14 protein-coding genes are annotated in these 16,004 nt (G+C 56.7%); 9 read left to right on the top strand and 5 right to left on the bottom strand.

Going from position 1 to position 16,004, the window contains the following annotated elements; all coding sequences use genetic code 11:
• Positions 1-1,107: a mandelate racemase/muconate lactonizing enzyme family protein gene (locus tag ACRYA2_RS14530; RefSeq protein WP_433629447.1), complete on the top strand. Its 1,107-nt coding sequence runs from the start codon at positions 1-3 to the stop codon at positions 1,105-1,107.
• Positions 1,104-2,261, top strand: a complete 1,158-nt coding sequence (locus ACRYA2_RS14525; protein WP_433629444.1) for a M20 family metallopeptidase — start codon at positions 1,104-1,106, stop codon at positions 2,259-2,261. Before ACRYA2_RS14530 ends, ACRYA2_RS14525 begins: the two co-directional genes overlap by 4 nt.
• Positions 2,262-2,294: 33 nt before the next feature.
• On the opposite strand, the gene ACRYA2_RS14520 is transcribed toward ACRYA2_RS14525, so the two are convergent.
• Positions 2,295-3,017, bottom strand: a complete 723-nt coding sequence (locus ACRYA2_RS14520) for an MBL fold metallo-hydrolase (protein ID WP_433629441.1) — start codon at positions 3,015-3,017, stop codon at positions 2,295-2,297.
• Positions 3,018-3,192: 175 nt separating this feature from the next.
• Between ACRYA2_RS14520 and ACRYA2_RS14515 the strand changes: the two genes are divergently transcribed.
• The 4 genes from ACRYA2_RS14515 to ACRYA2_RS14500 all read left to right on the top strand — a co-directional run bounded on the left by ACRYA2_RS14515 (position 3,193) and on the right by ACRYA2_RS14500 (position 8,339).
• Positions 3,193-4,308: a pyridoxal phosphate-dependent aminotransferase gene (locus ACRYA2_RS14515; RefSeq protein ID WP_433629439.1), complete on the top strand. Its 1,116-nt coding sequence runs from the start codon at positions 3,193-3,195 to the stop codon at positions 4,306-4,308.
• 1 nt (position 4,309) lies between these two features.
• Positions 4,310-5,305, top strand: coding sequence for a Gfo/Idh/MocA family protein (locus ACRYA2_RS14510; protein WP_433629436.1), 996 nt, complete (start codon positions 4,310-4,312; stop codon positions 5,303-5,305).
• Between the two features lie 235 nt (positions 5,306-5,540).
• A complete protein-coding gene (locus tag ACRYA2_RS14505; RefSeq protein ID WP_433629433.1) occupies positions 5,541-6,317 on the top strand; it encodes an IclR family transcriptional regulator in 777 nt (258 codons plus the stop codon).
• Positions 6,318-6,926: 609 nt separating this feature from the next.
• Positions 6,927-8,339, top strand: a complete 1,413-nt coding sequence (locus ACRYA2_RS14500) for a hypothetical protein (RefSeq protein WP_433629430.1) — start codon at positions 6,927-6,929, stop codon at positions 8,337-8,339.
• Positions 8,340-8,654: 315 nt separating this feature from the next.
• On the opposite strand, the gene ACRYA2_RS14495 is transcribed toward ACRYA2_RS14500, so the two are convergent.
• On the bottom strand, positions 8,655-9,926 hold the full coding sequence (locus tag ACRYA2_RS14495) for an RNA-guided endonuclease InsQ/TnpB family protein (RefSeq protein WP_433629428.1): 1,272 nt from the start codon (positions 9,924-9,926) through the stop codon (positions 8,655-8,657).
• A gap of 232 nt (positions 9,927-10,158) precedes the next feature.
• A complete protein-coding gene (locus ACRYA2_RS14490) occupies positions 10,159-11,502 on the bottom strand; it encodes a TIGR00341 family protein (protein WP_433629426.1) in 1,344 nt (447 codons plus the stop codon).
• A gap of 464 nt (positions 11,503-11,966) precedes the next feature.
• On the opposite strand from ACRYA2_RS14490, the gene ACRYA2_RS14485 reads away from it, so the two are divergent.
• Both ACRYA2_RS14485 and ACRYA2_RS14480 read left to right on the top strand, forming a co-directional pair.
• On the top strand, positions 11,967-12,824 hold the full coding sequence (locus ACRYA2_RS14485) for a universal stress protein (protein ID WP_433629424.1): 858 nt from the start codon (positions 11,967-11,969) through the stop codon (positions 12,822-12,824).
• A 242-nt stretch (positions 12,825-13,066) separates the two neighbouring features.
• The gene (locus ACRYA2_RS14480) at positions 13,067-13,579 is read left to right on the top strand and encodes a DUF2267 domain-containing protein (RefSeq protein ID WP_433629422.1); all 513 of its coding nucleotides are present in this window, start codon (positions 13,067-13,069) and stop codon (positions 13,577-13,579) included.
• Positions 13,580-13,688: 109 nt separating this feature from the next.
• On the opposite strand, the gene ACRYA2_RS14475 is transcribed toward ACRYA2_RS14480, so the two are convergent.
• Complete coding sequence (locus ACRYA2_RS14475) at positions 13,689-14,744, bottom strand: sodium:phosphate symporter (RefSeq protein WP_433629419.1); 1,056 nt, start codon at positions 14,742-14,744, stop codon at positions 13,689-13,691.
• Positions 14,745-14,801: 57 nt separating this feature from the next.
• Positions 14,802-14,987, bottom strand: coding sequence for a BRCT domain-containing protein (locus tag ACRYA2_RS14470; protein ID WP_433629416.1), 186 nt, complete (start codon positions 14,985-14,987; stop codon positions 14,802-14,804).
• A 338-nt stretch (positions 14,988-15,325) separates the two neighbouring features.
• Here ACRYA2_RS14470 and ACRYA2_RS14465 point away from each other — a divergent pair, with 338 nt between their 5' ends.
• Positions 15,326-15,964: a class I SAM-dependent methyltransferase gene (locus tag ACRYA2_RS14465; protein ID WP_433629414.1), complete on the top strand. Its 639-nt coding sequence runs from the start codon at positions 15,326-15,328 to the stop codon at positions 15,962-15,964.
• The last annotated feature ends 40 nt before the right edge of the window (positions 15,965-16,004 follow it).

Raw genomic sequence — 16,004 nt, 5'->3', positions numbered from 1 at the left:
ATGCAGATAGATAGCGTAACGATCCACCAGTACGAGATCCCACTCGAAGAACCCTTTGTTACGGCGCTCAAACCGATTCCGGAACTCGAACGCGTTCTCGTCGAGGTCGAAACCAACGAGGGCATCGTCGGACTCGGCGAAGCCGCTCCCGCTTACGAGGTGACCGGGGAGACACAGGGATCTACTGCAGCCGTAATCGAGGACGTACTTGCACCACTAGTGCTCGAATCCGATCCGCTTGCTATCGAGCGCGTCGTCGGTGAGATGGGGGCGCTCGTCGACGGATCGCCCGCCGCTCACGCAGCGATCGAGATCGCACTTCAGGACATCCGCGGTAAGTACGCTGGGATGCCAGTATACGAGTTACTCGGCGGTGACGCCGAGTCGCCATCTCTGGATGCACCCAAGGTGGTGAGCATCAAAGAGCCCGACGAGATGGCAGCAGACGCCGTGGCAGCCGTCGAAGATGGCTACGACCAGATCAAGATCAAGGTCGGTGGCGACCCCGAGACGGACGTCGAACGCGTGCGAGCGATCGACGAAGGAGTCCCAGACGATGTGAGCCTCAAAGCTGACGCCAACCAGGGCTGGGGCGATGCAAAGACGGCATTGTCGGCACTGTCGGAGATAGCTGACTGCCTCGACGTCATTGAACAACCCGTCGCGAAGGAGAATGTCGACGACCTCGTCGCCCTGCGCGACCGAGTCGACGTGCCGGTGATGCCCGACGAGAGTGTCGAGACGGCGGCCGACGCACTGAATCTAATCGAGCGGGGGGCCGGCGACATTTTCAACATCAAGTTGATGAAGACCGGCGGCATCACCGAGGCTGTTCGCCTCAACGCGGTCGCTGAGGCCGACACTCGGCCGGTCCAGATTGGGTCGATGGTCGAGGGCCACGTGGGGACGGCCGCTGGTGTCCACTTCGCCGCCGCATTTGAAAACGTAATCTGGAACGAGATGGTCGGTCCGTTCATGACGACGGCGGGCGTCACCGACCTTCGCGCCGATCTGCCCCGTATTCACGCCGACGGTCCCGGTCTCGGCGTGAATCTCGACCGTGACCGACTGGCCGACCTTCGAAGTGATCGGGTGGTCGTCGAATGAGCGGGCGAACACGAGAGGTGGTCGCGCTCACGCGCGACCTCGTTGAGCGCGAGAGCGAGAATCCACCCGGGAATGAGCGAGTTGTCGCCGAGTTCCTTCGCACTCGTCTGGAGGACTCGTCGATTCCATTCGAAGTAGCGTCCTACGAGGTCGAATCAGATCGTCCGAACGTCGTTGCACGAGTCGGCAATCCGGAGCATGGATCGGTGCTCCTGACGGGGCACGTTGACGTCGTACCGGCGAACGCTAGCGAGTGGACTGGCGACCCCTATCGGCTTCGTGAGCAGGACGGCCGGATTGTCGGCCGTGGTACCGCGGACATGAAGGCTGCGCTGGCGGCAAAAGTCCTCGCCACGGAGTCCTACTACGAAGCGGTCGACGATCCGGGTGAAGTGATTCTCGGGTTCGTCGTCGATGAAGAGGATACCGGTGCGGGAACGCGCGCACTTGTCGAACGTGGCGTCGACGCGGACGCAGCGATCATCGGCGAGCCGACCGAACGAGAGGTTTGTATCGCCCAGAAGGGCGTCGCACGGTACGAGGTGACCGTAAACGGGGAGAGCGGACACTCAGGACGTCCGGACGACGCCGTCAATGCTGTTGCCGGCCTACGGCAGGTTCTCGAACGTATCGAGGCGTTCGACGACCGTCTCCGTGAGGAGACGAATCACGAATTCCTCGCGCCCGAGACGATCACCGTCACCGAAATCGAGGGTGGCATCGCTCCCAATGTGGTTCCTGACAGCGCGACTGCGACCGTTGATTGGCGGTTCCTCCCGGGTACGACGTCAGCCGATCCGTTCGACCGACGGCTACGCGAACTGTTGGACGATGTCACCGTCGACGGGAGAACTATCGACGTTGATATCGAGCGCACGGTGTTCGCTCGCGCTGCGGCAGTGCCAGCGAACCACGACCTCGTTCAGGGGGTTCTTGACGCCGCTGACTCGGTCGGCGTCTCAGCTGACGCAGTCGGCTTCAATGCAGCTACCGATGCACGGTTTCTCATACACGACGCCGGGATTCCAGCCGTTCTGTTTGGGCCAGGGAGTATCCAGAACGACGCACACACCGTCGACGAGTCGATCAGCGTCACAGATTTGGTGTCGACCGTCGACACGTATCGTGCCGCGCTGGAACGACTTCTCTCGTAACAGCGCCCGACGGCGGCCGTATCCCATCGGTAGTTATGTCTTCGACGACGGTGTGTACATACCAGCGAGTGCGTCGGCGGCCTGATCGATACTGTCCTGTCCGTCGCGGAGTCGCGGAAGCCCGTGTCCGGTGAAGAGAGCGTCGATTCCCCGCCCGACGAGGTTCTCGATATCGGCGCGGTAATCAGCGAGCGATGACCCAGGCGTGTTGAGGAGGCTGATTGATCCGTCTGGGTACACCGCGTCACCGATGAAACAAGCGGTCAACCCGTCGACATCAGTCAGGTAGGCGACGTGGTCGCTGGCATGTCCTCGTATCTGGGCGACATCGAGCCGTCGCCCCCCGACATCGATGGTGGATTCGGGGGTGGCTGTCCTGTCTGGGGTGTAATGCGTGTACTCGTAGTCGTTGGGATACACGTCATCACGCTTGGCGGCCGTGATACCAAGTTCTGTTTCGGTACCCTCCGTGAGTAGTGGAACGCTCGGGTCGGGGGCCACGACCGGAATCCCACGGTTCTGTAAGTCCGGGCCGCCCTGTGAGTGATCGGCGTGTGCGTGCGTGATGAGTACACCAGCAGGGTCGCCGAACGTCCGTCGAGCGTTCTCTAGTAATGATTCAGTGTCACCACCTCCGCCGGTGTCGATTAGTATCGGGCCTTCTTGAGCCTGGATTGCGTAGACGTTGCAGTCGAGGGGGTCTGTGAGTCGCGCGTCGCCGGATCCGATGAGTGCGACGCTATCAGTGAGACGCATACATCTTCCCACGGGCGGACAGAATTTGTAGTTACTGCCGCTGGGATTCGACATCAGAATTAATACCGTGGGACCTCGTGTATCTAACAGAATGGTATCAGGGCAAGCCAGCGACTCTCCAGTCGACCGTCTCGCGAATCGCGCCACATCGGTCGAACGTTCTTCGATTCGACTGATGTTCGATCTCGCGCAAGAACATGATAGTGAGGATCTCGTCCACCTCGAAATTGGCGAACCGGACTTCGACACGCCGGACCATATCGTCGAAGCAGCGAGCGAAGCTGCCGCAGATGGGAAGACGCACTATACGTCGAATGCTGGGCTGCCGGAACTCCGTGAGGCCATCGCCGCCGATATGGCGCGTGACGGGGTCACTGTCGATCCGCGGTCGGAGATCCTCGTCACGACCGGCGCCATGGAAGCACTCCACCTTGCCATGCTGACTACCGTCAATCCTGGCGAAGAGGTCGTTGTTCCGACGCCCTTGTGGCCGAACTACCGAACACAGGTGAAACTCGCTGACGCAATTCCGATTGAGGTCCCGCTCCCCCACGAAGAGGGGTTCGCACTCGACTCCGACCGCATCATCGACGCCATGAGTGACGAGACCGCCGCCGTCGTTCTGACCTCGCCGTCGAACCCGACTGGAAGCGTGTACGAACAGGATGCAGTAGCGAGAGTCGTTGAGGCCGCGGTCGAACACGACGCTTACGTCATCGCTGACGAGGTCTACAAGGGACTCGTGTACGGTGACCAACCGACTGGGATTGCCGGATACGTCGATGCTGCAGACCATGTCCTGACGGTGTCATCGTGTTCGAAGACGTACGCGATGACGGGCTGGCGACTTGGCTGGCTTGCCGGGCCTGAGGCCGTCGTCGATGCGGCGACCAAGCTACACGAGAGCACGACAGCGTGCGCACCAAGCGTCTCCCAACATGCGGCCATTGCGGCCCTGGAAGGGCCGCAGGACGACGTGGAGTCGATGCACGAAGCGTTCCGCGAACGCCGTGATTACGTGGTCGACCGACTCGACGATATCCCCGACGTCTCTTGTGCTGAACCTGAGGGTGCGTTCTACGCTTTCGTCGACGTTTCGTCGCTGGACGCCTCCTCGCTCAGCGTCGCGAAGAATCTGTTGTACGATCATGGTGTCGTTACTACGCCGGGGTCGGGATTCGGCGACGCCGGAGAAGGATTCCTCCGCATGAGCTTTGCGAACGGACTCGAACGTCTCGAAGTCGGCCTCGACCGGTTCGAGGCATTCGTCCGCGAGGAAGGTGGGGACTGACATGGTGAGTGTGTCCGTCCTCGGTTGTGGTTTCATGGGCGAGAACCATATCCACGCCGTGAGCGACCACCCGACACTCGACCTTGCAAGCGTCGTCGACGTCGACGAAGACCGTGCAGCGGCCATTGCCGAAGAGTATGGAGCTACCCGCGCTCTGACTGATTACGAGACCGCACTTGACGATGCTGATGCAGCGATTGTTGCCACGCCCGAGCAGTTACATGCCGAGCAAGCTCACGCTACACTTGATCGTGATTGTCACCTGTTACTCGAGAAACCTGTTACGGACGATCTCTCGTCGGCGTGGAATCTTGCGGATAGGGCAGCCAAAAGTGACGTGTCGACGGGCGTGAGTTTCATCCTTCGATACGATCCTGGCTACAGTGGAGCACGCGATGCTGTCGCTGACGGTAGGTTAGGTGATCCTGTGAGTGTACGTGCAAAACGGGGGATTACGACTGCGGAGTCCCAGCGCATCGGCGGTCGAGGTCATCCCGTCTATTATATGAACGTCCACGATATCGACGCAATGCGTTGGTGTATTGGAAGTGAAGTCGAATGCGTCCGTGCCGTCGAGCACCGTGGGACGCTCGACGAAGTCGGCGTCCCCGATGCGATGCAGGCACTCTTCGAATTCGAGAACGGTGTGACCGGCGTCCTCGAAGGGTACGGTATCCTTCCCGACGATACACCGGGCCAGATTGACGCCGCGTTCGAAGTGGTTGGAACAGCCGGTCGCGCCGAGGTTGATACTCCCGGATCGACGTTAACGGTCCACGCTGATCAATTTGATCACCCTGATACACGCCATTGGCCAGTGGTGAATGGGCGGATGGATGGGGCTGTTCGCCGTCAGATCGATCGGTTTGCCGCTGCGATCGAATCGGACGAGGAGATGCTTGCTACTGTCGAAGATGGTGCACACGCGCAAGCGATCGCCGCCGCGATGAAAACAGCAGCCGAGACGGGCACCGACCAATCTGTCGACCGGCCCTGACGCGGTTCGATTCTTGCTTCTCTTTTGCTCATAGCCACTCTTACGACCACGATATATGCAATGAAAGATAGTTACATATTCAACCATGTTGGATATCGTCGTCTTTCCCCATAATCTATTATATGCCCCTCAACGATGATGGACGATTAGTCCAGCGATGATAGCTTATTGTACAACAATGGTGGACCGAAATCATCGGGTAATTATTTTAATGGCCGAAACGACAGGGTATATCATGGCTCAAGACTCAGAAAAATCATCTGAAAACCGAATTCAGGCGGTTGTAAATGCGTTCAACATCGTCGAATCACTTGAGGAGATGGACGGAGCGACGGTATCGGAACTCGCAGATTATGAGGAAATTCCAAAGAGCACGGCCCACGTGTATCTAAAAACACTTCGTGATAGCGGCTATGTAATTCAAGACGAGGACACGTACCGGCTGAGTCTGCGATTCCTCAAACATGGGGGATACACTCGGCATCAGCTAAACCTCTACCAGGCTGCCAAGTCACAGATAGACAAACTCTCGAACGAGACTGGAGAGGTAGTCGACATGGGTATCGAGGAAAATGGGAAGCGAGTTCTCCTCTACAAGTCCGAGGGACCCGAAGGTGTGACGCAGAAACCGGTGACGGGTGAGTACACGCATATGCATATGACTGCTCTCGGAAAGGTATTACTGGCCTGCCAGCCCGACGAACGGGTCGAGGAAATCGTCGACACGCACGGACTCCCTCCTGCTACCGAGCATACAATCACTGATCGTGAGACTCTTTTCCAGGAACTGGAAACAGTGCGTGAACAGGATTTCTCGATCGAAGATCAAGAACGTCGAGACGGCATCCGGGCGGTTGCGGTCCCGATTCGCAACGATAACGATCGTGCAACGGGAGCAATTTCTATCTCCGGGCCGATGAGCAAACTCACCGACGAGCGTATCTCCGAGAATCTCCTCGATCAGATGCGTAATGCAGTGAATATCATCGAAATCCAGACCAAGAACTACTGACTCTCTCCGTTTCGGAAAGAGCTTTTCGTCCACCGCGACGAAGTACGACAAACCTACCCTTTACAGTTATAGGGGTGTAATAGATGTCGCCCTTAGAAAGACAGATAACAGTATCTATAGTTATGGTAGGTTATAATATATTACCTCGGTATAGTCTGGTGAAGTGATTGCAATACTACTGAATATGTATCTCAAATTTTTGCGGTCCTTAACGAAAATACCCAAATAACGAACAAACTTATCACTAGATGGATTATTATGTATAAAGTTCTGCTTGAGTCTCCGTAATATATACGGGTTCATCTACTTCAAGCTGACCTACCGTATCGTTTCAGCGGCTATACTTCCATTTGATAGCATTTATCTACGCAAATAAACTTACAACGGTATTATATTCTGGGGTAATAGTGTGGATAAGGTAGAATCATGCGGCCAACGATAGGATCGAAGCGGTTCTGTTTGTGGAAAGGGCGTGGCTGCCATGAGAGAGTGATTCCGTGAAAGCTCCAGATGATGAATCTATATCAAACTTAATTATTGTAAATTAGAATATTGAATACTTATTTATATGAACAAAACTATTATTATTTATCGTGACGATATTTGGTTATGGTTGACAAGGAACAACCACAAAAGAACCTACTGAACAAGCGAGAATTCCTAGCCAGTGCTGCCGGAGCAGGCACCGGGCTATTCGGACTGAGTGAAGGAACAATAGTCAAAGCAAAGAGGGAAAACCCCGCCAACGAAGGCAAAAAAGCCAGAAATTGGCAACTGAAGTACCACGAAAACTTCGGGAAACCACTCCCGGTTGACTCAGCGCCATGGGTACGCGACCCGTTAGGCAAAGAGAGCCCCTGGTACGTCGATGATCCAGCCAAACTGAATGACGACGGAAAATGGTTCGAGATCCATGGCGGCGAAGATTTCGACCGACACATCGAGAGTTTCGATATACTGCGAAAACGAGTACCGTTTGGAGAAGACGGGTGGCTGACAGCAGAGCTCGCTGCTCGTGACTACGATGAAAACGGCACTCCTGAGAACACGCCGTCACTTCAGAACACTACTCTGCCACACGGGGGACGTGCCGGAAATCTCCAGGTTCCTCACGATGGAGGCCTGATTATTCGCTCCACTGAGGCCCTTCCTCGCCACTATCGAGTGGAGTGTACACTGCGTTCGATTTCCTTTGGAGGAATGCGGAATGGTAGTTTTGAGTATGACGGCAGATTCAACGGGTATGAGAAAGGCGGCTGCAAGACTAACTGGCCATGGAAACAACGTGGAAGCTTTTCCGGCCCCGCCAGTATGTGTAACTCTAACTTCAGGGACGTACGCTTTGCGAACGGCTATTATTTCCTAACGATCGTGGACCATCCAAATCCGGCACCGCACAATAATCTCTTCATCCATAGTCACCGGAAGGTGAACATGGATGCATATAATGTGACGCGTGGAGGGTATATGTCTATCTGTAATCCGGCTACGAAGGAGCTCTATAACTACAACGGACCGAAGAGCACTCACAACGCCATCAACGAAATATTCATGGACGGCTCCCGGTTCAACAACAGACCTATTGCCTACAATGAGTTCCTCATGGAGACCGAGTGTGGCACGTACTTCGGTGAGAATCCCCCCATCGTCTCTGCAGCCGAGATTAAACCGGAGCTCATGCCCGAACAAAGCTACCGATTCGCCATCGAGCGCGGTCCAACGGGGTACACGATGGAGATGTCTGGGAACTTCCGATTCATTGGACAGGCAACCTTGCGCTATCACCGAGATTTCATCCAGAATGGCTATCCAATCTGGCACTACAACAACACCCCGGAGGAGTATGACGGTCAATTCGACCAATCGATTACGATTGAAGGCGAGCATGGAAGCTTCACCATCGACCACACATGGCCGAGTGACTCAGCCTATCCCGACCACTTTATCATCGGAGAACCTCATATGAATTATTACGAGGGAGAGGCTACAGTAGACGACATTCGGTTATATGTCCCCAAGTAGGGAGACAGAAGTATCGTCACCGCCAGCTATTGAATGACAAAGTCCCTTTCTCCGGATTCCCTCTCGGTGTACTGCTCAGTGCTGAAGCGGACACAGCAGGCCGTCGCTTGTTTATCAATGGTTGAGAGGCCTATAGCAAGAAGAGGTCATCAGTACTCGAGGTGGATTCGATAGTCAGACGGAGTATGTTCAGCGCCTGAACGAACTCGTCCGGTACACCGACACCCCTTGAGGGCCACTACGCGCAATGTTGAATGGGTCACCCTGTCAACCGCCTCGGGGTCACGCCCCGAGGCTTGTCAGTGGACTCCCGTTCTACCCGAGTAACTCGGCAGGCGTGTAGTCGCCGTTCACGTTCAGCGTCCCTGACTTGAGGGCCAGTTGACTGGTGGCCCATCCACCGCGAGACGTCTGCCCGCGATGGATGTACTGAGAGTATCGGTTCGCAACGTTCTTCGCCGCGTTGTAATCCGTGTTCACCTCGTACCCACAGTCCTGACACGCGAACTGCTTGTCGTCGCGGTTGTTCTCGTGGGTAAACCCGCAGTGCGAGCACCGCTGACTCGTATACGCAGGATTCACGAAGTCCACGAACAACTCGGTAGATTCCACTTTGTACTCGCCGAGTTCCACGAACTTCGCGTAGGCCCACTGCTGGAACTTCGACCCGTTGGCGATGTTCTCGCGGAGGTGGTCGAGGTTCTCGAAAACGATACCGTCAGCGTCAGCAGACTGGGCTTCTTCGATGAGGTCGTTGGCGCGGTTGTGGAGCCAGTCCAACGACCAATCGCTGAACTTGCTTCCGATGGACTGAATCGTGAGGCGGGCCGACCGTGTACCCGTTTGTTGGAGGTGTGCGCGGCGCTTTTCGTACTGGTCGCGCTTGTAGGTGAGGTAGTCCGCGCTTCCGATAAATGCGCCTGTAGAGGTAACGGCGAACGCGCCAGTCACGTTCAGGTCAACACCGAGAACCACTCCGTTCTCGGCACCATCATCATCGTGGCTGGCTGCTTGGCGTTCCGTTCCGTCACCCTCGTAGTCAGGATTCTTCAGCGTGACGTGCAGGTAGAATGTGTCGTCCTGCTCGTCGTACTGGAGCGTGGCATTTGACGCATCCCAGTCGTCGCTCTCGTAGTACTGTCCGAACGGCGTGTCCCCGCGCTCACCGTCAGGCGGGAGGACGTATTCAGCGGTGACTCTGCCGTTTGGCGTGGAGAGCGTGGCGTGGCCGTCGTTGAACGACGCAGAGCGTTTGTCGTACACCACGCTCCACGAGTCAAAGTAGGGCTGACTGGTCTTCTCTCCTTGCTTCAACTTCTCGACGCCGCCTGTGACGGCTTCGATGGCGCGTCGGATGCCTTTCTGGACGAGGTTGGCGGTGAGGTCGGTTTCCTCGCGCAACTCGTCGTAGAGGGCGTCTTCGGCCTTGCTCTTGCTGGTGATGCAGTAGTTGTCGTAGCGCCACGCCCACTCGCTCGTGCGGTTAGCGCAGTACAGGAATTGTTCTTTGGTTTGATGGAGGTCGCCATGACGCTCCTCGGGTACGTCGAGTTTGATGGGCACGGTGCGTCGTGGCGCGTCGTCCATCCGTGATTCACATTTACGGTTGATGACTAAAAAAAATTTACGTGTGATGTGGGAGTCGATCTTGTCATCGACCGTGGTTAGCGTCATCGAGTATCGGCTTCCTCCACGGGGGCAACCCCCGTGGCATCCGCCTCGTACCGCCGGTGAACCTCGGGCCATGACGACCGTCTGGGAAGGAGACTGCATCACGGAGTGGTGACAGACTCGTTGTGTATGACCTCCGATCTTTTGATCACCCTGCTTCGTCGATCTCGACGTACCGAACCTGTATAGACACATCGTGTCCTGTTGTGCTCCGAATTCGTGTGCGAAGCTGCTCAGCTAAGGCCGGATACGACCGATCGGACGGTGTCCCGACAGTGACGACGACGCGGCGTGGCTGATGGGCCGGGAAATCCAGCGGCCGAACCTCCTGTGGAAGCAAGAGTGAGGTGCCCACGTAGAAAAAATCCATCTCGATGCGTTCGATTCCTTCATATTGTGGTTGGTCGAGCGTCTCGTCGGTAATCGTTCGAACGTTCCGCTCGAACTGGGCGTCCTGCACTGACGAGAGGGTGATGCCACCGAGAAAAACCGACAATAGAGCGATTAGAACGAGGAGAACGACGACACGCTTAGTCGTTGTACTTCGTGAGTGTTCGAGTTTAAACCAATTTTTCGGACGATAGCCGATGTACCGCAGGGTCACGAGTGCCGAAAGGTTGATTGCGAGTACGTTGACGAGGACGAGCACGCTCGCACTGATAGCGGCGAACGGCTCACCCCACGCGATGCTGATACCAGCAGCAGCGGCAGGTGGGATGAGCGCAGCAGCAATCATGACACCGACGAGCGCGGCCGAGACACCAGACGAAAGGCTGAGAATGCCTGCTGCTCCGGCCCCAAGAGCGATGATCAGGGAGAGTATGTCGGGCGAGATACGACCGCTAACCTCCGCAATTCGCGTGATATCCCGCCCAGGTGGAAACAGTGGGACCAAACGGATGAGAAGGGTGAACGCGGCGGCGCTTGCTATCGAAAGGACGACACCCACGAACTGCAGCCAGACGCCACGACGGAACATCGCAGGATCATCGAGAATTGTTCCAACGCTGGCCGAAAGTGCTGGCCCGACGAGTGGGGCGATGACCATCGCCCCGACGACGACCGCGGCGGAATCGAGGAGCAACCCCGCCGTCGCGACGACAGCACTGATGACCGTCAGCACAAGAAACGTCTGTAGACCCGGCGAGAGTTCACGCGCCCGGATGAGGATTTCCTCACGGGAGATCCGGATCTGCCAGCTTGATTCTTTGGCATACCGTTTCATCAGTCGCTCAAACCGCCGAGAAAGGTCGACCTCGACATCGCTGATGATAACGTGTGCATCCTGACTTAGTCCAGCATCACGAAGGTCGTCGATGATCGGCTCGACGGCGTTTCGGGGGAGTGGAAACGTGACGATCGCTGCATAATCTTCTGTTCCCCTTCGAGCACTCGTTTCGTCGGTTAGATAGTAATCGATCTCCTCGTCTTCAAGCGTGTTGATTACTGCTTCCTGTTCACCAATCGGGACGCTGATCTCGACTAATCGCATATCGCGAAATCGACACCAACGATAATAGAAGTCGTGGCGGCAAGCTGACCGGGTCGTGGCCAACGAGGATTCGAGCGGTGTAATGCTCAAAGCATCGGCTTCTTCTACAGATACCCCTCGTTTTCAGTGATCGACGGTGAACAATCTGCGGCCAGGAATCCACGATTCCGAGCGCGCTCGGCTAAGAGCCCGGAACACTTGATGTCGTTGACAACCCCGAACACGAGGACGACTGTCAGTAACGCCGTTTTTCACAAAGGCGGTGTGCAAGGTACGCGCCTTCTATGTAGCACTGTCTAACCAAGCCCCTCAACTACTAGTAGTCACAGTGTACGAGAGACAGAGGATGTATTCAGCAATCTGAGTATATTTAACCATCATATATTTAATATAAGGCCAATCGCTTGTGGCAATCTCCTCCCATCCTTCATGTGGCCTCCGGACAAACCCACTACTATCTGCCTATGTTCGACAACATCCTCGTCCCGACCGACGGAAGTGACTGTGCGCAGGCGGCTGTCGGTTATGCAGAAGATCTAGCGACACGCTACGAAGCACGCGTACACACACTAAGTGTGGCCGATTCCAGGACACTCGAAAATGTCCCACAGCACGACCAAATCAAGAACGAGCGTGTGGATCTCGTAGCGAGAGCCCACAACGAACTTTCTGAGAGCGGCATCCCAGTCGAACAAGCAGTCCGTACTGACATTCCACACAAGGCAATCCTCACGTACACTTCTGAGCAGGACATCGATCTCATCGTCATGGGGACTCACGGCCGAACCGGTGTCGAACGGTATCTTCTCGGGAGCGTCACCGAGAAGGTTGTCCGGCTATCGAATGTGCCAGTGTTGACAGTCAAAGCGAAAGACGACGGTGAAATCACGTACCCCTACACCGACATCTTGGTCCCGACCGACGGAAGCGAGGGGGCTGAGGCCGCTATTGGCCCCGCTGTCGATATTGCCAGCACCTACGATGCTCGCATACATGCTCTCTCTGTCATCGATACGATGGCGATGGGAACTGATGTCGGTTCGGGTGCAATCCTTGATGCGCTCGAAGAATCGGCACAGTCAGCGGTAGAAACTATCGAGGAGCAAGCTACTCAGGCATCCGTGTCTGCGGTCGAAACCGCGATAGAACACGGGAACCCCTATCGCGGGATTCGTTCCTACGTCGAAGAGCTCGACATCGATCTCGTCGTAATGGGAACCCACGGACGCAGTGGCATCGAGCGATACCTCCTTGGGAGCGTTGCCGAAAAAACAGTGCGCACCTCACCAGTTCCCGTGATGACGGTTCGGCAACCTGAGTGAATCAGTAGCTACGGAAATCTCTCTTTCTTCAAGCAGAGAATTCCGCATTTAGATGGGGTACTCCCGTGAAGTGGCGACATCCGTGGTTGCAGCCCTGAAACTCCCACCGCTCGAGATTCCTCCGCGTTCACGCGGAGGAGGATGTGAAGATGAGGTAATTTGCTGCATACACTCGTCGTCCGTCCGGTTGATCGAACGTCGTGGATTTATACTCTAGCAGGCCGTTAAGAGAAGGGGGAATCATGAATTACGATGAGTTCACGGGCCAAGTGCAGCACCGCCTCGAACTACCAGCTACCGGTGAGACGGTACGTGCGATTCGAGCGACGTTGATGACCCTGGGCCAGCGCATTCCGGAGGGAGCAGCCGAGGATCTCGCCGCCTCACTCCCGATGGAGATCAAGTGGTATATGACCGGTGCCGTCCACGAACACGGCGAGCGATTCGACTGGCGCGAGTTCGTCTCGCGCGTCAGCGAAATCGAGCACGCTGACCGACCGGAAGCAGCCTACCACGCCCAGGTCATCACGGATCTCGTACGCACCCAGGTCCCGCTGTCCGACTTCCAGCAGTTACGCGACCAGCTTCCGGAGAGCGAGGATGACGAGAGCTGGGGTAAGCTGTTCAAGGTCGTTGATGCCGGGGGGTGGGGTGAGGCCGAAGAGGTACAAACCGGTGGCGGCCCGCAATCCGAGGCTGAAAGTGAGACCGAACCCGAAACCACTTCGGGTGAGTCCTCCGACCGAGACGCGTAATTCGAACCTGTTCGATTAGCCGTGGAAGATGTCAGGGCAGTAATCGGACTGGTGAGCTATCGCATGAATCGTAAAATGCTGTATTAGAATGGTGGCAAGACGGGGCCGCCTACTGGACGAAAATGAGGAGACCAGGGACGGCTACCACTAGCACGAAGAAGGCGAAGAAGACGACGCGGTTCTCGACGGTATGTGTCAACAAGGTCTCGACGAACGTGAAGTACGGTCGATAGAACGCGAGAGCGAGGCCGGTGACGAGCGCGAGAACTACTATGAACCACGTGACTACGATCAGGGCGTCGGCTGCCCCGAGCGCGACGCCGACGATGACTGTATCGACGAACGTACTGATATTCGCACCCATAATGTACGGGACGATGTCGTCGAGATCCACCGTGTCGCGATTGTACAGGGGGACGACGATACCCACTGAAAAGACGATGCTCGCCGTCACCACGGTAACGACGAGACCCAGGACGAACGGGAACCACCTGCTTTCGAACTTGTCGCGAAAATGGTGCCGGAGTTGTTCAGTGTCGACCTTGTCGAGGACGGCGTCGAAAAGCCGGAGGCTGAGGAACAGTAGGACCACGGCCAGTAGAAACGTCGGAGCGGCACCGAGGTAGTCGACGAGCGCGTCGGTTGCGGTTCCGTTCATGCTTTTCGCTCCCCCGCTGTCGTCGGCCAACTCGACCGCCGGGAACGTCGAGAGAAGCCAATCGAGCGTAATGTACCCCACTGCGGTCGCAGGAAGGTAGATCGTCTGGGTCACGAGAAACGAGAGAATGCCCATACTCACCGACTCCATGACCGACCCCTGACGCTCCTGGAGGAACTCCAGTCCCCCGATGAGCACGATTACACCAGACGCGCCGAGCCGGCCTACCACGACTAACAGGAAGAACTGCGTTGGCGAGACGAGTTCCGCGTGGAAAAACGCCACTGATACTGCTGCCACGACCGAGCCGTTCATCAATCCGTAGGCCGCCAACCAACTGACACCGAGGGCCGAGGAATCGCTGGTCACGATTCGATCTAGATACAGTTCGACGACTGGAGAGAACGCCTCGGTAGCAGCCCCGAGCAGGCGCGCTGCGAATAGGAACAGCGCCAGTGCTACGAGGACACCGAGCCAGATGGCTGCTTTCGGCGCGAGATCCTTCACCGACGCGGGGGGATAAGAGTCCGGCATGTGGTCGTGTTACTCGCGTTCGCTCGGGAATTATTCGCGGAACTCGTCGGTGCTCATCCGCTTGACGTTCAGGTCCTCGGCTGCTTCGCTCTTCGACCCGCTGGAGCTCTTGCCCACGACCGGATAGTCCGTCTCGCTACTTACCGACGACGTGACGTTCGCGTCCTGTCGCTCCATCAGATATGCAATCTCCTCCCGCGTGTAGCCTTCGAGCACCGTGGACCTCAGCCTCCGCCTTCGTTTCTAGTCACCGTTCGTTTCATCGTCCGCTCCTCCGTCACGGGACGAGGGACCCGGGGCTTCTCTCGGGCGTCAGCATATTCCGATTCCCATGCACAAATGAGTACGTGTTCTCCGACGCCAGGCCGAACTCAGACGTGAGGTCACTTGATGTCGAAAACCCTTATGTCGAAGCTGAACGTCTGTCCGGAGTGGTCTGAATCGAAGTCGACGGCCATGCGACTACGGAGCCACCGATGAAGCATCTGCAGGACCGCCGTTTCGTCGCTGAAACGCCCGACAGGACGAAGAGTGAGGCAGGCAAACGATGAAGTATGCCGAAGGTGGAACCGTTCGAGAAGCACACCGAACGGTACGAGCAGTGGTTCGATGAGTACGAGCACGCCTACGAGTCGGAACTGGCGGCGCTTCGTCGCTTACTATCGTCGTCCGACTACGGCGTCGAAATCGGGGTCGGGAGTGGTCGTTTCGCCGCGCCCCTCGGGATGGCTGTCGGCGTCGACCCCTCGGAACGGATGCTAGCCCGCGCGCGGGACCGGGGCATCGACGTGGTCGAGGGCGTCGCCGAGGCGCTTCCGCTCAAAGACGACGCGTTCGACGTCGCGCTCATCGTGACGACCATCTGTTTCGTGGACGATATCCCGGCAACGCTATCCGAAGTTGATCGGATTCTGGGGCCGGACGGGACGCTCGTCATCGGGTACATCGACAAGAATAGTCCGCTCGGACAGTTGTATCAGGAGCTACAGGACGAGAATCCCTTCTACAGGGACGCGGTGTTCGTCTCGACCGACGAACTGGTCGCCGACTTGGAAGCCGCCGGATTCACCGACTTCGAGTTCGTCCAGACTATCTATCACGAACTGGACGAGATAGACGAGCGTGAACCGATACACTCCGGATACGGTAACGGCTCGTTCGTCGGAATTCGGGCTACTCGGAACTCACCGTGACGCCTTCACGTTCGGTATTTTCCCCTCTTAACCGTGACTG

The sequence above is a fragment of the Halomicrococcus pelagicus genome (assembly GCF_050954125.1).
This window is presented reverse-complemented; position numbering and strand designations above follow the sequence as displayed.